Origin of the sequence: Paludisphaera sp., from assembly GCF_037189885.1 — a bacterium.
GTDB lineage: Bacteria > Planctomycetota > Planctomycetia > Isosphaerales > Isosphaeraceae > Paludisphaera.
This window is the reverse complement of the sequence record NZ_JBBCIR010000017.1, coordinates 56,295-73,296: the sequence shown is the minus strand read 5'-3', so window position 1 is coordinate 73,296 and position 17,002 is coordinate 56,295. Positions and strand designations below refer to the sequence as shown.

At 71.7% G+C, this 17,002-nt stretch carries 16 protein-coding genes; 11 read left to right on the top strand and 5 right to left on the bottom strand.

Translation table 11 applies throughout. The annotated features are described in order from the left end of the window. Nucleotide 1 precedes the first annotated feature (1 nt). The gene (locus WG209_RS07365) at nt 2-253 is read left to right on the top strand and encodes an acyl carrier protein (RefSeq protein WP_337174377.1); all 252 of its coding nucleotides are present in this window, start codon (nt 2-4) and stop codon (nt 251-253) included. 228 nt (nt 254-481) lie between these two features. Here the strand turns inward: WG209_RS07365 and WG209_RS07360 are convergent, their stop codons facing one another. Genes WG209_RS07360 through WG209_RS07350 form a run of 3 tightly spaced genes read right to left on the bottom strand, consistent with a single transcriptional unit; the run spans nt 482 to nt 3,508 of the window. After that, nucleotides 482-2,068: a GH3 auxin-responsive promoter family protein gene (locus WG209_RS07360; RefSeq protein WP_337174376.1), complete on the bottom strand. Its 1,587-nt coding sequence runs from the start codon at nt 2,066-2,068 to the stop codon at nt 482-484. Beyond that, nucleotides 2,065-2,652 carry a methyltransferase domain-containing protein gene (locus tag WG209_RS07355; RefSeq protein WP_337174375.1) on the bottom strand — a complete coding sequence of 196 codons (588 nt, stop codon included), beginning with the start codon at nt 2,650-2,652 and terminating at the stop codon, nt 2,065-2,067. Before WG209_RS07355 ends, WG209_RS07360 begins: the two co-directional genes overlap by 4 nt. A gap of 10 nt (nt 2,653-2,662) precedes the next feature. Further along, a complete protein-coding gene (locus WG209_RS07350) occupies nt 2,663-3,508 on the bottom strand; it encodes an alpha/beta fold hydrolase (protein ID WP_337174374.1) in 846 nt (281 codons plus the stop codon). Nucleotides 3,509-3,663: 155 nt separating this feature from the next. Here WG209_RS07350 and WG209_RS07345 point away from each other — a divergent pair, with 155 nt between their 5' ends. Next, nucleotides 3,664-4,647, top strand: a complete 984-nt coding sequence (locus tag WG209_RS07345) for a TIGR01777 family oxidoreductase (protein ID WP_337174373.1) — start codon at nt 3,664-3,666, stop codon at nt 4,645-4,647. A 635-nt stretch (nt 4,648-5,282) separates the two neighbouring features. Here WG209_RS07345 and WG209_RS07340 read toward each other — a convergent pair. Continuing rightward, nucleotides 5,283-6,551 (bottom strand): serine/threonine-protein kinase, encoded by a 1,269-nt coding sequence (locus tag WG209_RS07340; protein WP_337174372.1) that lies wholly within the window; start codon nt 6,549-6,551, stop codon nt 5,283-5,285. Nucleotides 6,552-6,888: 337 nt separating this feature from the next. Here WG209_RS07340 and WG209_RS07335 point away from each other — a divergent pair, with 337 nt between their 5' ends. The 3 genes from WG209_RS07335 to cas6 all read left to right on the top strand — a co-directional run bounded on the left by WG209_RS07335 (nt 6,889) and on the right by cas6 (nt 9,824). Beyond that, the gene (locus WG209_RS07335; RefSeq protein ID WP_337174371.1) at nt 6,889-7,788 is read left to right on the top strand and encodes an HAD family hydrolase; all 900 of its coding nucleotides are present in this window, start codon (nt 6,889-6,891) and stop codon (nt 7,786-7,788) included. A 373-nt stretch (nt 7,789-8,161) separates the two neighbouring features. After that, the gene (locus WG209_RS07330; protein ID WP_337174370.1) at nt 8,162-9,175 is read left to right on the top strand and encodes a YafY family protein; all 1,014 of its coding nucleotides are present in this window, start codon (nt 8,162-8,164) and stop codon (nt 9,173-9,175) included. 40 nt (nt 9,176-9,215) lie between these two features. Continuing rightward, nucleotides 9,216-9,824, top strand: a complete 609-nt coding sequence (gene cas6 / locus WG209_RS07325; RefSeq protein WP_337174369.1) for a type I-MYXAN CRISPR-associated protein Cas6/Cmx6 — start codon at nt 9,216-9,218, stop codon at nt 9,822-9,824. Between the two features lie 15 nt (nt 9,825-9,839). On the opposite strand, the gene WG209_RS07320 is transcribed toward cas6, so the two are convergent. After that, on the bottom strand, nt 9,840-11,588 hold the full coding sequence (locus WG209_RS07320; RefSeq protein ID WP_337174368.1) for an SUMF1/EgtB/PvdO family nonheme iron enzyme: 1,749 nt from the start codon (nt 11,586-11,588) through the stop codon (nt 9,840-9,842). Nucleotides 11,589-11,757: 169 nt separating this feature from the next. On the opposite strand from WG209_RS07320, the gene WG209_RS07315 reads away from it, so the two are divergent. From WG209_RS07315 to WG209_RS07290, 6 genes are all read left to right on the top strand, one after another. Then, nucleotides 11,758-12,729 (top strand): aldo/keto reductase, encoded by a 972-nt coding sequence (locus tag WG209_RS07315; protein WP_337174367.1) that lies wholly within the window; start codon nt 11,758-11,760, stop codon nt 12,727-12,729. A gap of 106 nt (nt 12,730-12,835) precedes the next feature. Next, complete coding sequence (locus tag WG209_RS07310) at nt 12,836-13,768, top strand: hypothetical protein (protein ID WP_337174366.1); 933 nt, start codon at nt 12,836-12,838, stop codon at nt 13,766-13,768. A 172-nt stretch (nt 13,769-13,940) separates the two neighbouring features. After that, nucleotides 13,941-14,774, top strand: coding sequence for a thymidylate synthase (locus WG209_RS07305; RefSeq protein WP_337174365.1), 834 nt, complete (start codon nt 13,941-13,943; stop codon nt 14,772-14,774). Further along, nucleotides 14,771-15,301, top strand: coding sequence for a dihydrofolate reductase (locus WG209_RS07300; protein ID WP_337174364.1), 531 nt, complete (start codon nt 14,771-14,773; stop codon nt 15,299-15,301). The genes WG209_RS07305 and WG209_RS07300 overlap by 4 nt, the downstream gene beginning before the upstream one ends. 128 nt (nt 15,302-15,429) lie before the next feature. After that, nucleotides 15,430-16,470 (top strand): aldo/keto reductase, encoded by a 1,041-nt coding sequence (locus WG209_RS07295; protein WP_337174363.1) that lies wholly within the window; start codon nt 15,430-15,432, stop codon nt 16,468-16,470. Between the two features lie 22 nt (nt 16,471-16,492). After that, nucleotides 16,493-16,969 carry a deaminase gene (locus WG209_RS07290; protein ID WP_337174362.1) on the top strand — a complete coding sequence of 159 codons (477 nt, stop codon included), beginning with the start codon at nt 16,493-16,495 and terminating at the stop codon, nt 16,967-16,969. The last annotated feature ends 33 nt before the right edge of the window (nt 16,970-17,002 follow it).

Here is a 17,002-nt window from a genome sequence, read left to right as displayed (position 1 = left end):
CATGGAAGAGATCCAGAAAGACGTCCACGCCTTCATCCTGAACGAGTTCCTCCCCGGCGAGGATCCCTCCGAGCTGACCGACTCGACCCCGCTGATCACCGGCGGCATCCTCGACTCGATCACCACGCTCAAGCTGGTCGTCTACCTGGAAGAGCGGTTCGGCATCACCGTCGAGGCCCACGAGGCCGGCGTCGAGCACCTCGACTCCATCCGCCAGATCGCCGACCTCATCGCCGAGAAGAAGGCCGCCTGAACGCGGCGGGCGCCCCATAACGGCCTTCCCCCCTGGAGGGGGAAGGTGGCCCGAAGGGCCGGATGAGGGGGGGACGAGCGAGACGACCTGGGGAGCTTGACGGGGCCTTCCGGAGCCGACGGGCTAGGCCGAGGCTCCGAATCCCGAGGCCCCGTGGGCGGGCTCCCCCTCATCTGACCGCTTCGCGGTCTGTCTTCCCCCTCCAGGGGGGAAGACCGTTCGATCGGCTTACCCCCCCGCCGGGCCGACCTCCGCGTCGACCAGCCCGGCGGCGCGGGCGTAGTCGGCGAGGTCCCGCGTGAGCGCCCCGGAGGCGTCCATGCGGGGGACTTTGTTCTGGCCGCCGAGCTTGCCCCGGCGTCGCATCCAGCCCTCGAACGTCCCCGGCCGCGCCGCCAGGACCGCCGGGGCCGGGATGCCCGATCCGGGGCCCCGGTGCGCGCGGTAGTCGTCGTTGCGACGCCCCAGCGCGGCGTCGAGCGCCGCCCGGAATACCGGCGGGTCGGCGGGGGGGCGGTCGAATTCGATGACGTAAAGGTGATGGCCCAGCTCGTCGCCGAACACCGTCCCGACGTGCCACTCGCGGGCCGACGCCCCGCAAGCGCGAGCGGCCTCCAGGATGGCCCCCTCGACCTCCTCGGCGATCAGGTGCTCGCCGAAGGCCGACATCGAGTCCTTCGTCCGCCCGACGAACCGGAGCAGGGGGGGGGACAGCGACTCGAACCGGACCACGTCGCCGATGACGTGGGCCCACATCCCCGCGCACGTCGAGACCGCCAGGACGTAATCCACCCCCGTCTCCACCTCGCCCAGCCGGAGACGGGTCCGGGGCTGTTCGCCCTCGCGGTACTCGTCGAGCGGGATGAACTCATAGAAGATCCCGTGGTCGACGAGGAGACGGAGCAGGCCCGACGCCGGATCCCCGAAGGCGATGAAGCCCTCGGAGCAGGGGTAGGTCTCCTGGAGGCGGACGGCGTCCGAGCCGATCGCCTCGCGGAAGGCGTCCCGATAGGGGTCGAATTTCACGCCGCCGTGGACGACCAACTCCAGCCGGGGCCAGACCTCGGCGACGGTCGAACGGCCGGCGATCTCCAGCACGCGGCGGAACAGCATGAGGAGCCAACTCGGGACGCCGCTGACGAGGGTGACGCGCTCGCGGATCGAGCGATCGGCCAGCCGCTCCAGCTTGCGGTCCCAGTCGGACTCCAGGGCGAGGTCGAGCGGCGGGAAGGTGTAGGGCCGCAGGGCGTCGGCCACCTCGATCGCCGCCACGCCGCTGAGGTCGCCCTGCCGCACGCCGGGGGCGGGCTCCTCCAGCCTCGTCGTCCCGCCGAGGAAGAAGACCCGGCCCTCGAAGAGCCGCGAGCCCGGCCGCGCCGTCATGTGCGCGGCGGTCACGGTCTGGGCCGCCTTGCGGTTGGACCGGACCATCTCGCGCGAGACGGGGATGTACTTCGTCCCCCCGCGCGTCGTGCCGCTGGTGAGCGCGAGGTAGGGGATCCGCCCCGGCCACGCCAGATCCTCGAAGACCGGGTAGCGGTCGCGGAGGTAGTCGTCCCACAGATCCTCATAGGTACGGATGGGGACGTGTCGGCGGAAGTCGTCCGCCGATCGTATCGACTCGAAGCCGTGGTCGCGGCCGAAGCGCGTGCCGCGGGCGTGTCGCGTCAGCCGGCGGATCGTCCGCTCCTGCTCGCGGATCGGATCGAGCCTCGCGAGCGCGTTCATGCGAAGCCGCGCGTGGACGTGGAACGCCCGATTGACGAGCTTGCGGACGGGGGGGGCGCCGGCCAGGGCGGCGACGGCCCCGGTCATGGCGTCGCGCCCTCGGGGCGGACTCCGCGGCAGTAGTAGACGCCGCCGGGGGGGAAGTTGCGGGGCTCGAAGCGGAAGCGGACCTCGCGGAACAGCCGGCGGTAGAGGCCCAGGTAGACCCAGGGCATCTCGGTGATCTGGTTGAACGTCCCCTCGGGCTTCAGCGACTCGCCGACGGCGCGGATCACGTCGCGGCGGGCGTCCCTCGGGAGCGAGGGGGTGGGCAGGCCGGAGACGACGTGATCGACGCGATCGACGCCGCGGTCGCGGAGCATGCCGGCGAGGTCGCGGGCGTCCCCCTCGATCACCTCCAGCGCGGGGGCGTCGCCGAACCGCTCGCGGAGGAGGCGGGCGAAGTCGGGGTCGCGCTCGACGACCAGCACGCGCGATCCGGGCGCGGCCCGCCGGGCCAACACGCGAGTGACCGGGCCGGTTCCGGCGCCAAGCTCGACGATCACGCTGGGGCGGGCCCAATCAATGTTGGCGACGGTCGCCCGGGAGAGCCATCGGCTGCTGGGAGCGAGGCTCGCGATGGCCGTCCCGTGCCGCAGGAACTTGCCGAGGAACAGGGTGAAGTCGCGCATGGTCCGCCGGTCAGGAGGGGAGGGGGGCGAGCCGCGCGACGGCGTCGTCGCGCCTGTCGAGGAGCCGCGACGGGTCGAGCGCCGGGGGGATGCGCTTGAGTCGGCCGGTCAGGTGCTCGGCGATGAGGCGATTCACGAGCCGGGCCTTCTCGATCTGCGGGGCGTGGCCGCAACCCGCGATCACGACCTGGCGGACGTCCGGGATCCGGGCCGCGACGCGGATGGAGCCGGGGACGTCGGAGAGGATGCGGTCGTCGGCCCCCCATGCGACCAGCGTGGGCGCGGCCAGCCGGGGGAGGAGCGGGGCGACGCCGTGGCCGACGGTCCCCCGGAGCGTCCGGAGCACCCCCTTCTTCCACCGGCGGTCGCGGAACTTCGCCTCGAACGCGGCGATCAGGTGGGGGTCGGCGTGGCGTCCCTCGTGGAAGACCGAGCCGACGAGCGCGTCGTACCGGCTGCGCCTGACCCCGGCGACGACGGGCAGGTCTTCGTCGCCGTGGAAGCCGGAGGGGCACAGGAGGACCAGCCGCGCCACCTTCTCCGGGTTGGCGACGGCGTACGTCACGGCCACCTGGCAGCCGAGGCTCGACGCCACCAGATGGTAGGGCGGTCGGCGGGCCATCGCGCCGAGGCAGGTCGCGAGGCGGTCGGCGAGGTAGTCGACCGTGACTTCCAGGCCGGCGTCGATGCGGCGGTGGAGCGGCTCCCCGTCGTAGACCAGGAAGTCCGGGCGCTCGACGTGGAATCGGCGCGCCAGGGCGCGCACGTTGGCGTACCAGCTCTGCGGCTGCTCGGCCAGGCCGTTGACCAGCACGACCGGGGTGGGGTACTTCCGCCCGGGGACGCGGAGGGACATGGCGAAGGGGGCTCCGTCGGGACCGTCGTCACTCCGCTCGAACCTACCATGAAATCCCCTCGCGGGCCAATCGCTTGACGCCGACGGGGGCGGCCGGGACGATGGGGTCCGTATCCCGGCACCGCTCCCCTTCCTCCTATATATGGGGCTACGGCATGCGCGTCCTGGTCACGGGGGGATCCGGCCTGATCGGCCGCCGTCTTGTCCGGCGGATCGCGGAGGCGGGGGGGCGGGCGGTCGTGCTCTCGCGACGGGCCGAGGAACTGCGGCGCGAGGCCGAGGCCGGAGGTTTCGAGGTCGTCCAGGGGGATCCGACCGCCCCGGGGGCGTGGCAGGGGGCGGTCGACGGCTGCGACGCCGTGGTGAACCTCGTCGGGCATGGCGTCTTCGCGGAACGCTGGTCGGCCGAGGTGAAGCGGAAGATTCGCGACAGCCGGGTCCGATCGACGGCCCACGTCGCCGAGGCGATCGCCGCGGCGGGGTCGCGGCCGGGCGTGCTGGTGCAGGGCTCCGCCGTGGGGTACTACGGCGCGACGGGGGACGAGGAGCTGGACGAGTCCTCGCCGCCGGGCTCGGACTTCCTGGCCGACGTCTGCCGCGAGTGGGAGGCCGCCTCGGCCGCCGTCGATCCCCTGGGCGTGCGCCGGGCCGTTATGCGGATCGGGATCGTGCTGGCCCCGGGCGAGGGGGCGCTGAAGGCCATGACCCCGATGTTCAAGCTGGGCCCCGGCGTCCCGGTCGGCGGAGACGGCGGCCTCGCCCCGGCGCGGGGGCGGCAGTGGATGAGCTGGATCCACGTCGACGACGTGGTCGGGATCCTCCACATGGCCCTGACCAACCCCGACGCCGTCGGCCCGATCAACGCCGTGGCCCCCAACCCGGCCCGCAACGCCGACTTCTCCCGCGCCCTATCCCGGGTCCTCTGGAAGCCCTACGCCCCCTGGCGCGTCTTCCTCCCGTTCGGCCCCCCCGACTTCCTCCTCCGCCTGACGCTGGGCGAGGTCGCCGACGTGATCGCCAAGGGCCAGCGCGTCCTCCCCCGCCGGGCGCTCGAACTCGGCTATCGCTTCCGACACCCCGATCTCGCCGGGGCCCTGGAAGCCGTCTTCCGGCCGCGAGAAGGGGCTGTCGCGGGGTGATGGAGTTTGGCTTCGTTCGCGCGCCGGGTATGACCGTCGGTTTTCTGTAAGATGTTTTCTGTCTTGATGTTGAGTCGGTTCTGGGTTGGCTTCGTTCGTCGAAGTCGATCGTGTTTTCTTGGCGCTGGCCATCGCCAGATCCGAGATCCGGCGGGTCAATTCCGCCCCCTCTCCCGCCGGGATGGCGGCCCGAGCCTTTTCCGGCGATGGCCCCGCGGCGAGTGGGGCATGTCCTCAAAGCCATGCTTCCCCCTTCTCCCCTCGTGGGAGAAGGTGCCCCGGAGGGGCGGATGAGGGGGGCGTGACCGATAGCCGTGAGGATCCCCCTCATCCGGCCTTCGGCCACCTTCTCCCACGAGGGGAGAAGGGAAATTTGTCGTTGCTTGTCCCGATCGATTTCGACGGAGTCCGCTCGCGGGGAAAGCCACATTTGCCTCGCCAACTCCCCGAAATCCGCCGGCCCCCGCCCGACCCTTCGGGCCGCCCTCGCCCGCCGGATAGGGACGCGCGTGCCCAGCCATCCGATTCCCGGTGCTGCTCTCGAATTGCCAAGGAACGATCATACGCCCGATATGATCGCGGTCGGCGGGTCGAGATTTCAGGCTTCCGGAGAAATTTCCCGGGAATTCTCCGGGCTACTTCGCGAGGTATCCGACGGCCGCGCCGGCGGCGAAGGCGAGGGCGAAGGCGGCGAGCGTCGCCGTGAGGAGGAGGCCGGGGCGGACGGCGGCGGTCGCGGCCAGGGGGGCGAACCACCGGGGGTATTCCGGGAGGGGCTGGAGGGCGGGGGCCGAGGGGTTCCTCGTCGCCTGCTGGGGAGGCTCGGCGGGAGGAGGCGGTGGGGGGGAGGGCTTGCGGGGACGGGGGCGGATCAGGGCCTGGAGCGCCTCGGACGCCTCCTCGGCGCTGGCGAAGCGGTCTTGCGGCCTCAGCGCCATCAGCTTGTCGAGGACGCGGCGGGCGGAGGGGGGGAAATCGGGCAGGTGATCGGTGATGGGGACCGGCGGGTTGTTGATTCGCCGGCCCAGGCGGTCGATGGGGGAAGGGCCGGGGAAGGCGTGCTTGCCGGTCATCAGGTGGTACATGGTGCAGCCGAGGCTGAACAGGTCGCTGCGGCCGTCCACCTCCTTGCCGAGCGCCTGCTCCGGCGACATGTAGTCGACGGTCCCCACGGCGATGCCGTCGGCCGTGGCGAAGGTGGCGCCGTCGTCGGCCTCCATCAGGACGCCCAGGCCCAGGTCCAGGAGCTTCACCTTCTTGTCGCGGTCGACCAGGATGTTGGAAGGCTTGACGTCGCGGTGGACCATCCCCTGCGCGTGGGCGTGGGCCAGGCCCATGGCGGCCTGCGCGGCGTAGTCGATCATCTCGGGGGCGGGGACGGGCCCGCGCCTCAGGCGGTCGCCCAGGCTCTCGCCGGGGACGTACTCCATCACGATGTAGAGGACGCGATTCGCCCGGTCGGCGTCGAACGCCCGCACGACGTTGGGGTGGTCGAGCCGGCCCACCAGCCGCATCTCGCGCTGGAATCGCGCCGCGACGCGCTCGTTGGAGGCGATCTCCGGGGCGATGATCTTCAGCGCGACCACGCGGTCCATCAGCTGGTGGTGGGCCTTGTAGACCCTCCCCATCGAGCCCGAGCCGATCCGGTCGAGGATGATGTAGCGGCCGACGATCAGGCCGTACGCCTTGCCGGCCAGGAGGCGCTTGGCCTGGTAGGCGGTGATGTACTGGTCGTGGATGAGCCGCTCGGCGAGGAGGGCGGGCTCGGCGGGGTACTCGCCGCGCGCGACGCGGGCGCGGATCTCCTCCAGCGGCCGCTCGGCCAGGACGCCCGAGGCGTGCAGCAGGGGCAATAGGTCCGCCGGCGCGCGGTCGTCGGGCCTGGCCTTGTCGGGGCTCGCCATCGCCAAAGTCCACCCCCCCGGTTCGTCCCGACCTCGCGCGTCGCGCGGGGTCGGGCGTCGGCTCCCGCCACGACGCGGCGCGGCCGACGGTCCAAGGTAACAGAGGTCCATCAATCTCTCAATGATCGGCCCCGATCGGCCGCCGGGGCGCGACGCTGGACCGCCGTGCCGGAAAGGGCTACGATCCGTATTGGGATATGGGACGCGGCTCGACGCCTCGGCCCTCGGGGCGCGCCGGATTCTCCATGGAATCATGACGTCGCGCGGGCGCGGTTCGCGCCCGGGCCGCTCGGGGCCCCCCGGTTCGTGGATCTCAGCGACGGAAGGATGATCGGCCATGTCGGCGCCGAGCGACTCCCAGCGTGCCTTGCGCGAGTTCCCCAAGCGCCACGACTTCTTCGTGGGCGTCGACAGCGACGGCTGCGTCTTCGACACGATGGAGGTGAAGCACAAGGAGTGCTTCATCCCGAACATCGTGAACTCGTACGACCTCGCGGCGATCTCGAAGTACGTCCGCGAGGCGGCGGAATTCATCAACCTGTACTCGCACTGGCGGGGGATCAACCGCTTTCCCGCCCTGGCGATGACGCTCGATCTGCTGCTGGACCGGCCCGAGATCGCGGCGCGACGGTTCAAGCCGCCGGCCATCCGGGGCGTCCGCGAGTGGATCCGGCGCGAGACGAAGCTCTCCAACCCGACGCTCAAGGCCGAGGTCGAGCGGACGAACGACCCGGACCTGGCCCGGGCGCTCGCCTGGAGCGAGGCCGTCAACGCCACGGTCGGCCAGATGGTCCACGACGTCCCGCCGTTCCCCTTCGTCCGCGAGTCGCTCGAATGCCTGGCGGGCAAGGCCGACGTGATGGTCGTCTCCGCCACGCCCGTCGAGGCGCTCCAGCGCGAGTGGACCGAGAACGCCATCGTCGAGCTGGTCTCCCTGATCGCCGGCCAGGAGCACGGCGGCAAGAAGGAGCACCTGGCGCTCGCCGCCGTCGGCAAGTACGACGCCGACAAGATCCTCATGATCGGCGACGCCCCCGGCGACATGAAGGCCGCGCTCGACAACAAGGTCCTGTTCTACCCGATCGACCCGGGCCACGAGGACGAGTCGTGGCAGCGGTTCTTCGAGGAAGCCCTGCCGAAGTTCCTCAACGGCGAATTCGCCGGCGCCTACATGGACGCCCAGATCGCCCGCTTCGAAGCCCTCCTCCCCAAAACCCCCCCCTGGAAGCTGGCCTGATCACGGCCGGTTCGCGGGCGCGAAGGCGCGCCCCCTCTCGTCTGAACCCCCTTCCCCCCTCGCGGGGGAAGGTGGCCCGGAGGGCCGGACGAGGGGGAGGCGAAGCAGGAAGAGCGACGGGATTCGCGACGGCCGGACAGGCACTCGATGACTCCAACGGCCCTTGAGCCCGTCGTCCCCCTCTCCTGACCGCTTCGCGGCCTGTTCTCCCTCGCGAGGGGGGAAGACCGCTCGCATCGACTCGCCGATCGTTCCGGTCGCGCGGAAAATCCGCGCCCGCTCCCGCCCCCTGTGACTATCCAGGTCGCATGCCTCCATGTAGCATTGCGGGTTGACTTCGTCCCATCGACGCGGATGGCGAGGGGGCCCGATCATGCGGAAGGCGACGCGACTCCCGTGGGAACGGTTCGTGGCCCTGGATCGGGCCGTGCGGTCCGGGGCGTATCCCAACGCCCGGACGATCGGGGAGGAGCTGGAGGTCTGCCGCCGGACGGTGCTGCGGGACGTCGAGTTTATGCGCGACCGCCTGGGGGCGCCGATCGCCTTCGACCGGGCCCGCAACGGCTACTACTACACCGAGGAAGGCTTCCGTCTCCCCGCCGTCGAGATGACCGAGGGGGAGCTGCTCGCGCTGGTCCTGGCGGAGCGGGCGTTCCGCCAGTATCGCGGCGCCCCCTTCGGCCCCGACCTGGCGCGAGCGATCCGGAAGCTCGCCGAGGGGATGGGGGACGCGGTCACGATCGACCTGGGCGACCTGGCCGAGGGCTGCTCGTTCCGCGTGACCGCCCCGGAGGAGATCGACGCCGGGCTGTTCCACGCCCTGGCGACGGCCGTCCGCGAGCGTCGCCGGCTGGCGATGCGCTACTGGACGCCGTCGCGCGACGAGGAGACGACGCGCGAGGTCGACCCGTACCATCTCGCCTGCGTCGACGGGCGTTGGTACCTCGTGGCGCACTGCCACGCGCGGGGAGAGGCGCGGATGTTCGCCCCCGCGCGCATCCGAGCCGTCGCGGCGACCGGCGCGACCTTCGACCGTCCCGACGGCTTCCGACTGGACGAATACCTGGCCGGCGCCTTCGGCGTCTTCCGCGGCCGCGCCGAGGAGTCCCACCGCGTCCGCCTGCGCTTCACCGGCGAGCCCGCCCGCTACCTCGCCGACCGGACCTGGCACCCCACCCAGGCCGCCCAGCGCGGCGACCGAGGCGAGCTGGACCTGTGCTTCGAGCTGGGCTCCCTGCGCGAGATCGAGCGCTGGGCGCTCTCCTGGGGCCCGGACTGCGAGGTCATCGAGCCCCGGGAGCTGCGCCTTCGCGTCGTCGCCGCGGCCGAGGCGATCGGGCGGGCCTACGCCGGCCGGGATGGATCGGGCGACGGACCATCGTGTTGATCGCATGACGTTGATTTCATCCATCTGGAGGGACGCGCCAATGCCGACGATCGACCTTTCCTTCGGGCTGGACCCGGGCTCGATCCCGCTCGACCATGGCTACGCCCTGTTTTCGGCGCTTTCGCGGATCGTCCCGGGTTTGCACGGCGACCTGGGGGTCGGCGTGCATCCGATCCGAGGGCGGCGGGCTGACGCGGGGATGTTGACGCTCGACGAGAATTCGCGACTGCGGATCCGGCTGCCGGAAGATCGGGTTACGCCCTACCTCGCGCTGGCCGGGCGGGAATTGGATCTGGATGGCTTGAAGGCGCGGGTAGGGAGCCCGAGCATCGTCAAGCTGGCCTCGGCCCCGAATCTGGCGTCGCGGCTGGTGACGTTCCAGGACGTAATGACCCCTGAGCAGTTCGCGGACGTGGTCCGTCGCGACCTGGAGGCGATGGGCGTCGCGGGGACGCCGGAACTCGTCCCCGCGCCGAGGCGGCCGGGCGAGCCGATCCGGCGCGTGCTGAACGTCAAGGGGCGCAGGATCGTCGGCTTCGCGCTGCGGGTCACGGGGCTGTCGGCCTGGGAGTCGCTGGCGTTGCAGGCGGAAGGGCTCGGCGCGCGGCGTCGATTCGGCGCGGGGGTGTTCACGCCCTTCCATCTATAGGACGCGGCGCTCGGCTCAGAACGGCACGACCGGCTGGGCCGGGGCGGCCGGGGTCGAGGGACGAGCGGGCTGAGAGGGCCGCGCCGCGGGCGCGAAGGGGGCCTCGGGGGCCGTGGGGGTCGCGGAGACGGCGGGGCGCTCGACCTGGAGGGCGCATCGGAAGCCGACGTAGTTCATGCGCTTCTCGGGGCCGATCGGCTCGCGGCTGGCGCCGGTCCCCTTGCCCCCCTTGACCACGACGTCGGCGCGGCCGCGGGCCTCGGGGCCGGTCGGGTCGTCGTGGACGCGCTGGGCGAGGGCGCGGTAGTAGTTGCGGTCCCAGGCGTCGGCCGTCCACTCCAGGGCGTTGCCGGCGAGGTCGAAGGCGCCGTAGGGGGAGCGGTCCTCGGGGAAGGCCATCACGGCGTCGATCTGGCGGAGGGGGCGGTCGCCGGCCGCGTATTTCGGCGGGTCGTCGCCCCAGGGGTGGGCGCGGCCGTCGGTGGTGCGAGCGGCGGCCTCCCACTGGGCCTCGCTCGGCAGCGCCTTGCCGGCCCACTCGGCGAAGGCCCTCGCGTCGGCCAGCGTGACCATGACCATCGGCCGGTCGTCGGGCGTGGCGGCCTTCTCGTCGAGGTTGGGCCAGGTGGAGGTCGACCGGCCGCGATATCGGCTCTGGTCCAGGAAGCGCCGGAACTGGCCGACGGTGACCTCGTGCTCGTCGATGTAGAACGTCGACAGGCGGACGCGATGGGAGGGGGAGGCGGCGGGGTCGCGGTCGTCGCCCATCGGGAAGACCCCGCCGGGGACCAGGACCATGCGCGCCCCATCGCGGTCGCCCACGATGGCCGTCGGCCAGCCCGAGGGGTCGAAGCGCGCGTCCGACGCGGCGGCGAACCCGGCCGGCAACCGGCGGTCGGCGGGCGTGCCGGGCGAGGCCGGGGGGGAGTTGGGCTCGGGGGGGACGAGCGTGGCGTTGGCCGTCGCGTCCGGCGGCGTCGCCGGGCGGGCGTCGATCACGGCGGGGGGGGGCTCGGGTTGGCGGGGCGGCTCGGGCGCGGGGGGGGCGGCGGCGACGGTCGGGCCGTCGAGGAACAGAGGCAAGTTTTGCGAGGGCCTCGTAAGCGCCTCCTTCGCCTCGGCCGCCGCTCGGGTCTTCCCGTAGGCGCCGACGAGCTGCTCCAGGAGCGCGACGGCCTGGTCGGCGCGGCCGGCGCCGGCGGCCTCGCGGGCGCGGGCGAGCATCGCGCGGGCCTCGCCCTCCATGTCGACCTTCGGGGCGGGGAGCGAGGGCTCGACGAGATAGGCGTCGTCGGGCGGGAGGTCGTCCATCGGGAACGGGTCGTACAGGAAGGCGGTGTAGAATATGTAGACGCCCAGCCCGGTCACGAAGGCGAACAGGGCCCCGGTGGCCAGCCGGACGCGCTGGCGTGTCTCGATGGTGTCGAGGACCGGCGTCTCCTCGACGAGCACCTTCTTCTCGCCGTCGTCGGCCGGCTGGGGCTTGGGCTTCAGGCCCGACTTGCGGACCGACCCCGAGTCGTCGGCCGACCGCCGGCGCGGCGGGGGGGGCGGCTCGGGCTTGCTCGACCGCGCCGGCGTCGGCGTCCGTGGGGGCTCGGGCACCGCGCGCGGGGGCTCCGGGGCCTCGCCCGATTTCCACATGCGGGGGAGGGGGCGTCCGGGCGCGCCGGGGGGCGTGGGCCGACGAGGGGGCGGGGTCGGGCCGGCTTCCGGCTCGTCGGGGTCGACCAGGTCGTATTCGTCCGGCGCGTCGCCGATCATGGCTCGATGTCCCGTGACGGTCTCGCGATGTGGAGAGTGGCGATCCTTCGAAGGATACTCCACCGATCCGGCGTCGGACAGGTTCGCCCCCGGGAACTCCGGTTTTCCTCGGATCGGCTCGGCGGGCCGTCGGTGTACAATTGGCGGGACCAATCGGAGGAGGACGGCCATGGAAACGCGCAAGTTCGGGCGGCTGGGCTGGGAAGTGGGCGAGATCGGCTACGGCATGTGGGGCCTGGCCGGCTGGACCGGCGGCGACGACGACGCCACGGCCGTCGCGCTGAGGCGGTCCGTCGAGCTGGGCTGCAACTTCTTCGACACCGCCTGGGCCTACGGCGACGGCGTCAGCGAGCGCATCCTCGGGAGGCTCCTGCTGGAGATCCCCGGCAAGCGGCTGTACACCGCGACCAAGATCCCGCCGAAGAACCGCCAGTGGCCGTCGCGCCGAGGGTCGAAGCTGGAGGAATGCTTCCCGCCGGAATACATCCGCGAGTACACCGAGAAGTCGCTGGATAATCTCGGCGTCGCGACGATCGACCTCCAGCAGTTCCACGTCTGGGAGGACGACTGGGCCGACGACGACCGATGGCGCCGCGCGGTGGAAGACCTCAAGGACCAGGGCCTTGTGCGCGGCTTCGGCGTGAGCGTCAACCGCTGGGAGCCCACCAACGTCGTCCGCACGCTCCAGACCGGCGCGATCGACGCGGTGCAGGTCATCTACAACATCTTCGACCAGTCGCCGGAGGACGAGCTATTCCCGCTCTGCCGCGAGCTGGACATCGCGGTGATCGCCCGCGTCCCGTTCGACGAGGGGACGCTCACCGGGACGCTGACGAAGGAGACCACCTGGCCCGAGGGGGACTGGCGGAACACCTACTTCGTGCCCGAGAACCTGTCGCAAAGCGTCGACCGCGCCGAGGCGCTGCGGTCGATCATCCCCGCCGGCATGACGATGCCGGAACTGGCCCTGCGGTTCATCCTCCAGGAGCCCGCCGTCTCCACGATCATCCCGGGCATGCGCAAGATGGCGCACGTCGAGGCCAACATGGCCGCCAGCGACGGCCGCCCCCTCCCCCCGCGCCTCATGCGCGAGCTGCGCGAACACCGCTGGGACCGGACGCCGACGTCGTGGTCGCAGTAGGCTCGTCGCTCATGACGAGCTTGACGGACCGGCCGCCTTCGGGCACGATCCCCGGCGGCGCGGGGGGACCGCGCGCCGGGAGGGGCCTCGCGAGGAGGGTGCAAGGATGCCGCTGCTGTCCGCGCTGATCGTGGCGTCGGGGGTCGGGCTCGCGCAGGGGCCGCCGAGCGAGCTGGCGGAGGCGGCGGCGACGCCGCTGGCCGCCAACGTCATCGCCGCGCCCGCCGTCCCGGAGATCATGTTCGAGATCCGCGAACTCGCGATGGGCTCGCCCGACTGGCGCGGGGCGATGCAGCCGGCGCTCAGCCCGATCGCCCGCGAGGAGGCCGTCTCCGCCTGGGCCGTCGACGGCGAGGGGATGCGGCGGCTCATGGAGATATGCGAGGCCGACCGGGATTCGACCATGGTCCTCGCGCCGAGGCTCGCCGCCCGGCTGGGCGAGCCGGTCCGGATGACCAACGAGAACGCGGTGCAATACGTCGCCCACCTGAAGCGGATCTCCGACTCCCCCCCCGGCGAGGGGACGAACGTCGCGTTCCAGCCCGAGCTCGCCGAGGTCCACGACGGCGTCCGCGTGGTGCTGACCGAGACCCGGCTGAAGGGGTCCGTCCTCCAGGCCCACGTCGTCGTCCAGGCGAGCACGGTCCTGAACATGCTGACGACCGAATACGAGGAGAGCGTCGGCCCCGTCGAGGCCGACCCCGGCGTGGTGAAGGCGTCGTTCCTCCAGAAGCTCAACTCCGACTCGCCCCATCGCGCCTCGCTCCGGGGGACCATCCAGATCCCCGAGGTCGCCTCGCGACGGATCGAGGGCGAGTGGCTGATCCCGAGCGACGGCGCGATCGTCATCAGCATGGGGCCGGAATCCAACGCCAAGCTCGATCGGAAGCCTTACGGCGAGAAGGCCGGCGGCCTCGGCCTCCCCTTCGGCGGCAAGGGGGCGCGGCGAGGCTACGCCGAGCGGGTGATCTGCATCACCGCCCACGTCAACCCGGCCGCCGTCGATTCGGCGCCGCCGGACGTCCCCGCCCGGCCGTAGCCGCGCCGGGGCTTGCCGAGCGCGTCGGCCTCGCGAACGATGCTTATGCGAGCTACTCGTCCTAGGGCGAGCATGCCCCCTTCTCCCACGAGGGGAGAAGGGGGGGCGGCCCCGAGTTGGGCGCGGGTGCCTTGAGGCCGAGAAACCCCAGTGATTGGAATATCATAGGGCCATGCGTCAATATCTCGAACTCCTGAAGGAAGTCCGCGAGGCCGGCGCGTGGAAGCCGACGCGGGCCGTGCTGCGCTCCACGGGCGAGAAGATCGACGCCCTGAGCGTCTTCGGGCGTCAGCTCCGGTTCGACCTGTCGGAAGGCTTCCCGCTCGTCACCACGAAGAAGACGGCCTTCAACGCGATCGCCCACGAACTGATCTGGTTCCTCCAGGGCTCGACGAACATCGACTACCTCCGGCGCCACGGCGTCACCATCTGGGACGAGTGGGCCGACGAGGAGGGGAACCTGGGCCCGGTCTACGGCAAGCAATGGCGGTCGTGGGCCGCTCCCGACGGCCGGGTCATCGACCAGATCGCGAACGTCGTCGCGGGCGTCCGCGCCGTGATCGCGGACCCGACGGCCTCGGTGGGGCGTCGGCTGATCGTCTCGGCGTGGAACCCGGCCGAGATCGAGGAGATGGCCCTGCCGCCGTGCCACGCCCTGTTCCAGTTCAACGTCACCGCCGGCCGCCTCTCCTGCCAGCTCTACCAGCGCTCGGCCGACCTGTTCCTGGGCGTCCCGTTCAACATCGCCAGCTATGCGCTGCTGACCTGCCTGATCGCCCGCGCGACCGGACTGGAGCCCGGCGAATTCATCCACGCGTTCGGGGACGCCCACATCTACACGAATCATCTGGACCAGGTCGACGAGCAGTTGACCCGCGAGCCGTTGCCGCCCCCTTCGCTGGAAATCGAGGGCGACGTGAGCGACCTTTCGCGCGTCGCTCGCGAGCAGATCCGGCTGGTCGGCTATCGCTCGTGGCCGGCGCTCCGGGGCGAGGTGGCGGTGTGAGCGGTGACGTGGCCGTCTCGTTCGTCGTGGCGATGGATCGGAATCGGCTGATCGGCCGCGACGGGGCGCTGCCGTGGCGGCTCCCGCGCGACCTGAAGCACTTCCGCGAGCTGACCTGGGGCAAGCCGATCGTCATGGGCCGCAAGACCTACGAGTCGATCGGCCGGCCCTTGCCGGGTCGCCGGAACATCGTCCTCTCGCGCGGGGAGGTCGACGCGCCGCCCGAGGTCCTCGTCGCCCGATCTCCCGAGGAGGCGCTGGAGCTGGCCCGCCGCGAGGGGGCCGTCGAGGCGATGGTCGTCGGCGGCGGCCAGGTCTACGAGGCGTTCCTCGACCGTTGCCGCGCGATCCACCTGACGATCGTCGAGGGCCGCTTCGACGGCGACGCCTACTTCCCCTTCGACCCCATCGCCTCCCCCGACTGGCGCCCCGTGCGCATCGAACGCTGGCCGGCCGACGCCGCGAACCTTCTCGACGCGGAGTACGTCGTCCTGGAACGGCGCCCCCGGCCGAGGACGACGGGCTAAAGCCCCCGGGCGTTTCCCACGTCGGCCCCGGGCCCCTATACTGCTCGATGAGGGCCCTCGGCCGCCGGACCGGACGAGCGGCGAGGGCCGGGTTCCGACCTGGGATACAACCGAGAGGCGATCGCGCGATGGAATATCGGAGGCTTGGGGCGTCGGGGTTCAGGGTGCCGGCGCTGACGTTCGGGACCGGGACGTTCGGCGGCGGCACGGAGATGTTCAAGGCGTGGGGCGAGACCGACGTCGCCGAGGCCACGCGGCTCGTCGACATCTGCCTGGAAGCCGGCGTCACGATGTTCGACTCGGCCGACGTCTACTCCAAGGGGGCGGCCGAGGAGATCCTGGGCAAGGCGATCGAGGGGCGTCGCGACCAGGTGTTGATCTCCACCAAGGCGACCTTCCGGCGCGGGACCGGGCCGAACGACGTCGGGTCGTCGCGGTTCCACCTGATCGAGTCGGTCCACAAGTCGCTCAAGCGCCTGAATACCGACCACATCGACCTGTTCCAGCTCCACGGCTACGACGCCGAGACGCCGCACGAGGAGGTGCTGAGCACGCTCGACCAGCTCGTGCGCGAGGGGAAGATCCGCTACGTCGGCTGCTCGAACTTCTCGGGGTGGCACCTGATGAAGGCGCTCGCCACGGCCGACCGCCACGGCTGGCCGCGGTACGTCGCGCACCAGGCGTATTACTCGCTCGTCGGCCGCGACTACGAGTGGGAGCTGATGCCGCTGGGCGTGGAGGAAGGGGTCGGCGCGGTGGTCTGGAGCCCGCTCGGCTGGGGCCGCCTGACCGGGAAGCTCCGGCGCGGCCAGCCCCGGCCGGAGGTCAGTCGGCTGAACACCAAGGTGGCCGTCGACGCCGGGCCTCAGGTCGACGAGGAGTACCTCTACAAGGTCGTCGACGCGCTCGACGAGGTGGCGTCCGAGGTCGGCAAGACGATCCCGCAGGTCGCCATCAACTGGCTGCTCCAGCGGCCGACGGTCGCCACGGTGGTCATCGGCGCCCGCAACGAGGAGCAGCTCCGGCAGAACCTCGGCGCCGTCGGCTGGAACCTCGCCGCCGAGCAGGTGGCGAAGCTCGACGCGGCCAGCGCCCGGCCGCCGGCCTACCCCTACTGGCACCAGAGGGGCGCGTTCTCCGAGCGCAACCCGTTCCCCGTCCAGATATGATCGCTTGCCCAGGAGATTGAACGTGGACGATGCCGAGCGTCACCTGCGGCGGGCGATCGAGCTGGCCCGCGCCAACGTCGAGTCGGGCGGTCGCCCCTTCGGGGCGGTCGTCGTCAAGGACGGCGAGGAGGTCGCGACCGGGGTGAACGAGATGCACCTGGTCGACGACCCGACGGCGCACGCCGAGCTGCTCGCGCTCCGCGCCGCCGGGCTGGCGCTCGGCACGCCCAGCCTCGCGGGGTGTTCCGTCTACGCCAGCGGGCATCCCTGCCCGATGTGCATGGCCGCGATGCGCATGGCCGGCGTGGTCGAGGTGGCGTACGCCTACTCGAACGAGGACGGCGAGCCCCACGGCCTCTCGACGGCCGCCGTGTACGTCGACCTGGCGCGGCCCTTCGCCGAGCAGTCCATGAAGATCCGCCACGTCCCGGCCCGCCTGCCAGCCCACCCGGACCTCTACGGCGAGTGGGCGCGGCGGGGCGAGGGCGCCGACGGATGACGTGAAAACATCTCTACGAGATCGTCCCGTCCG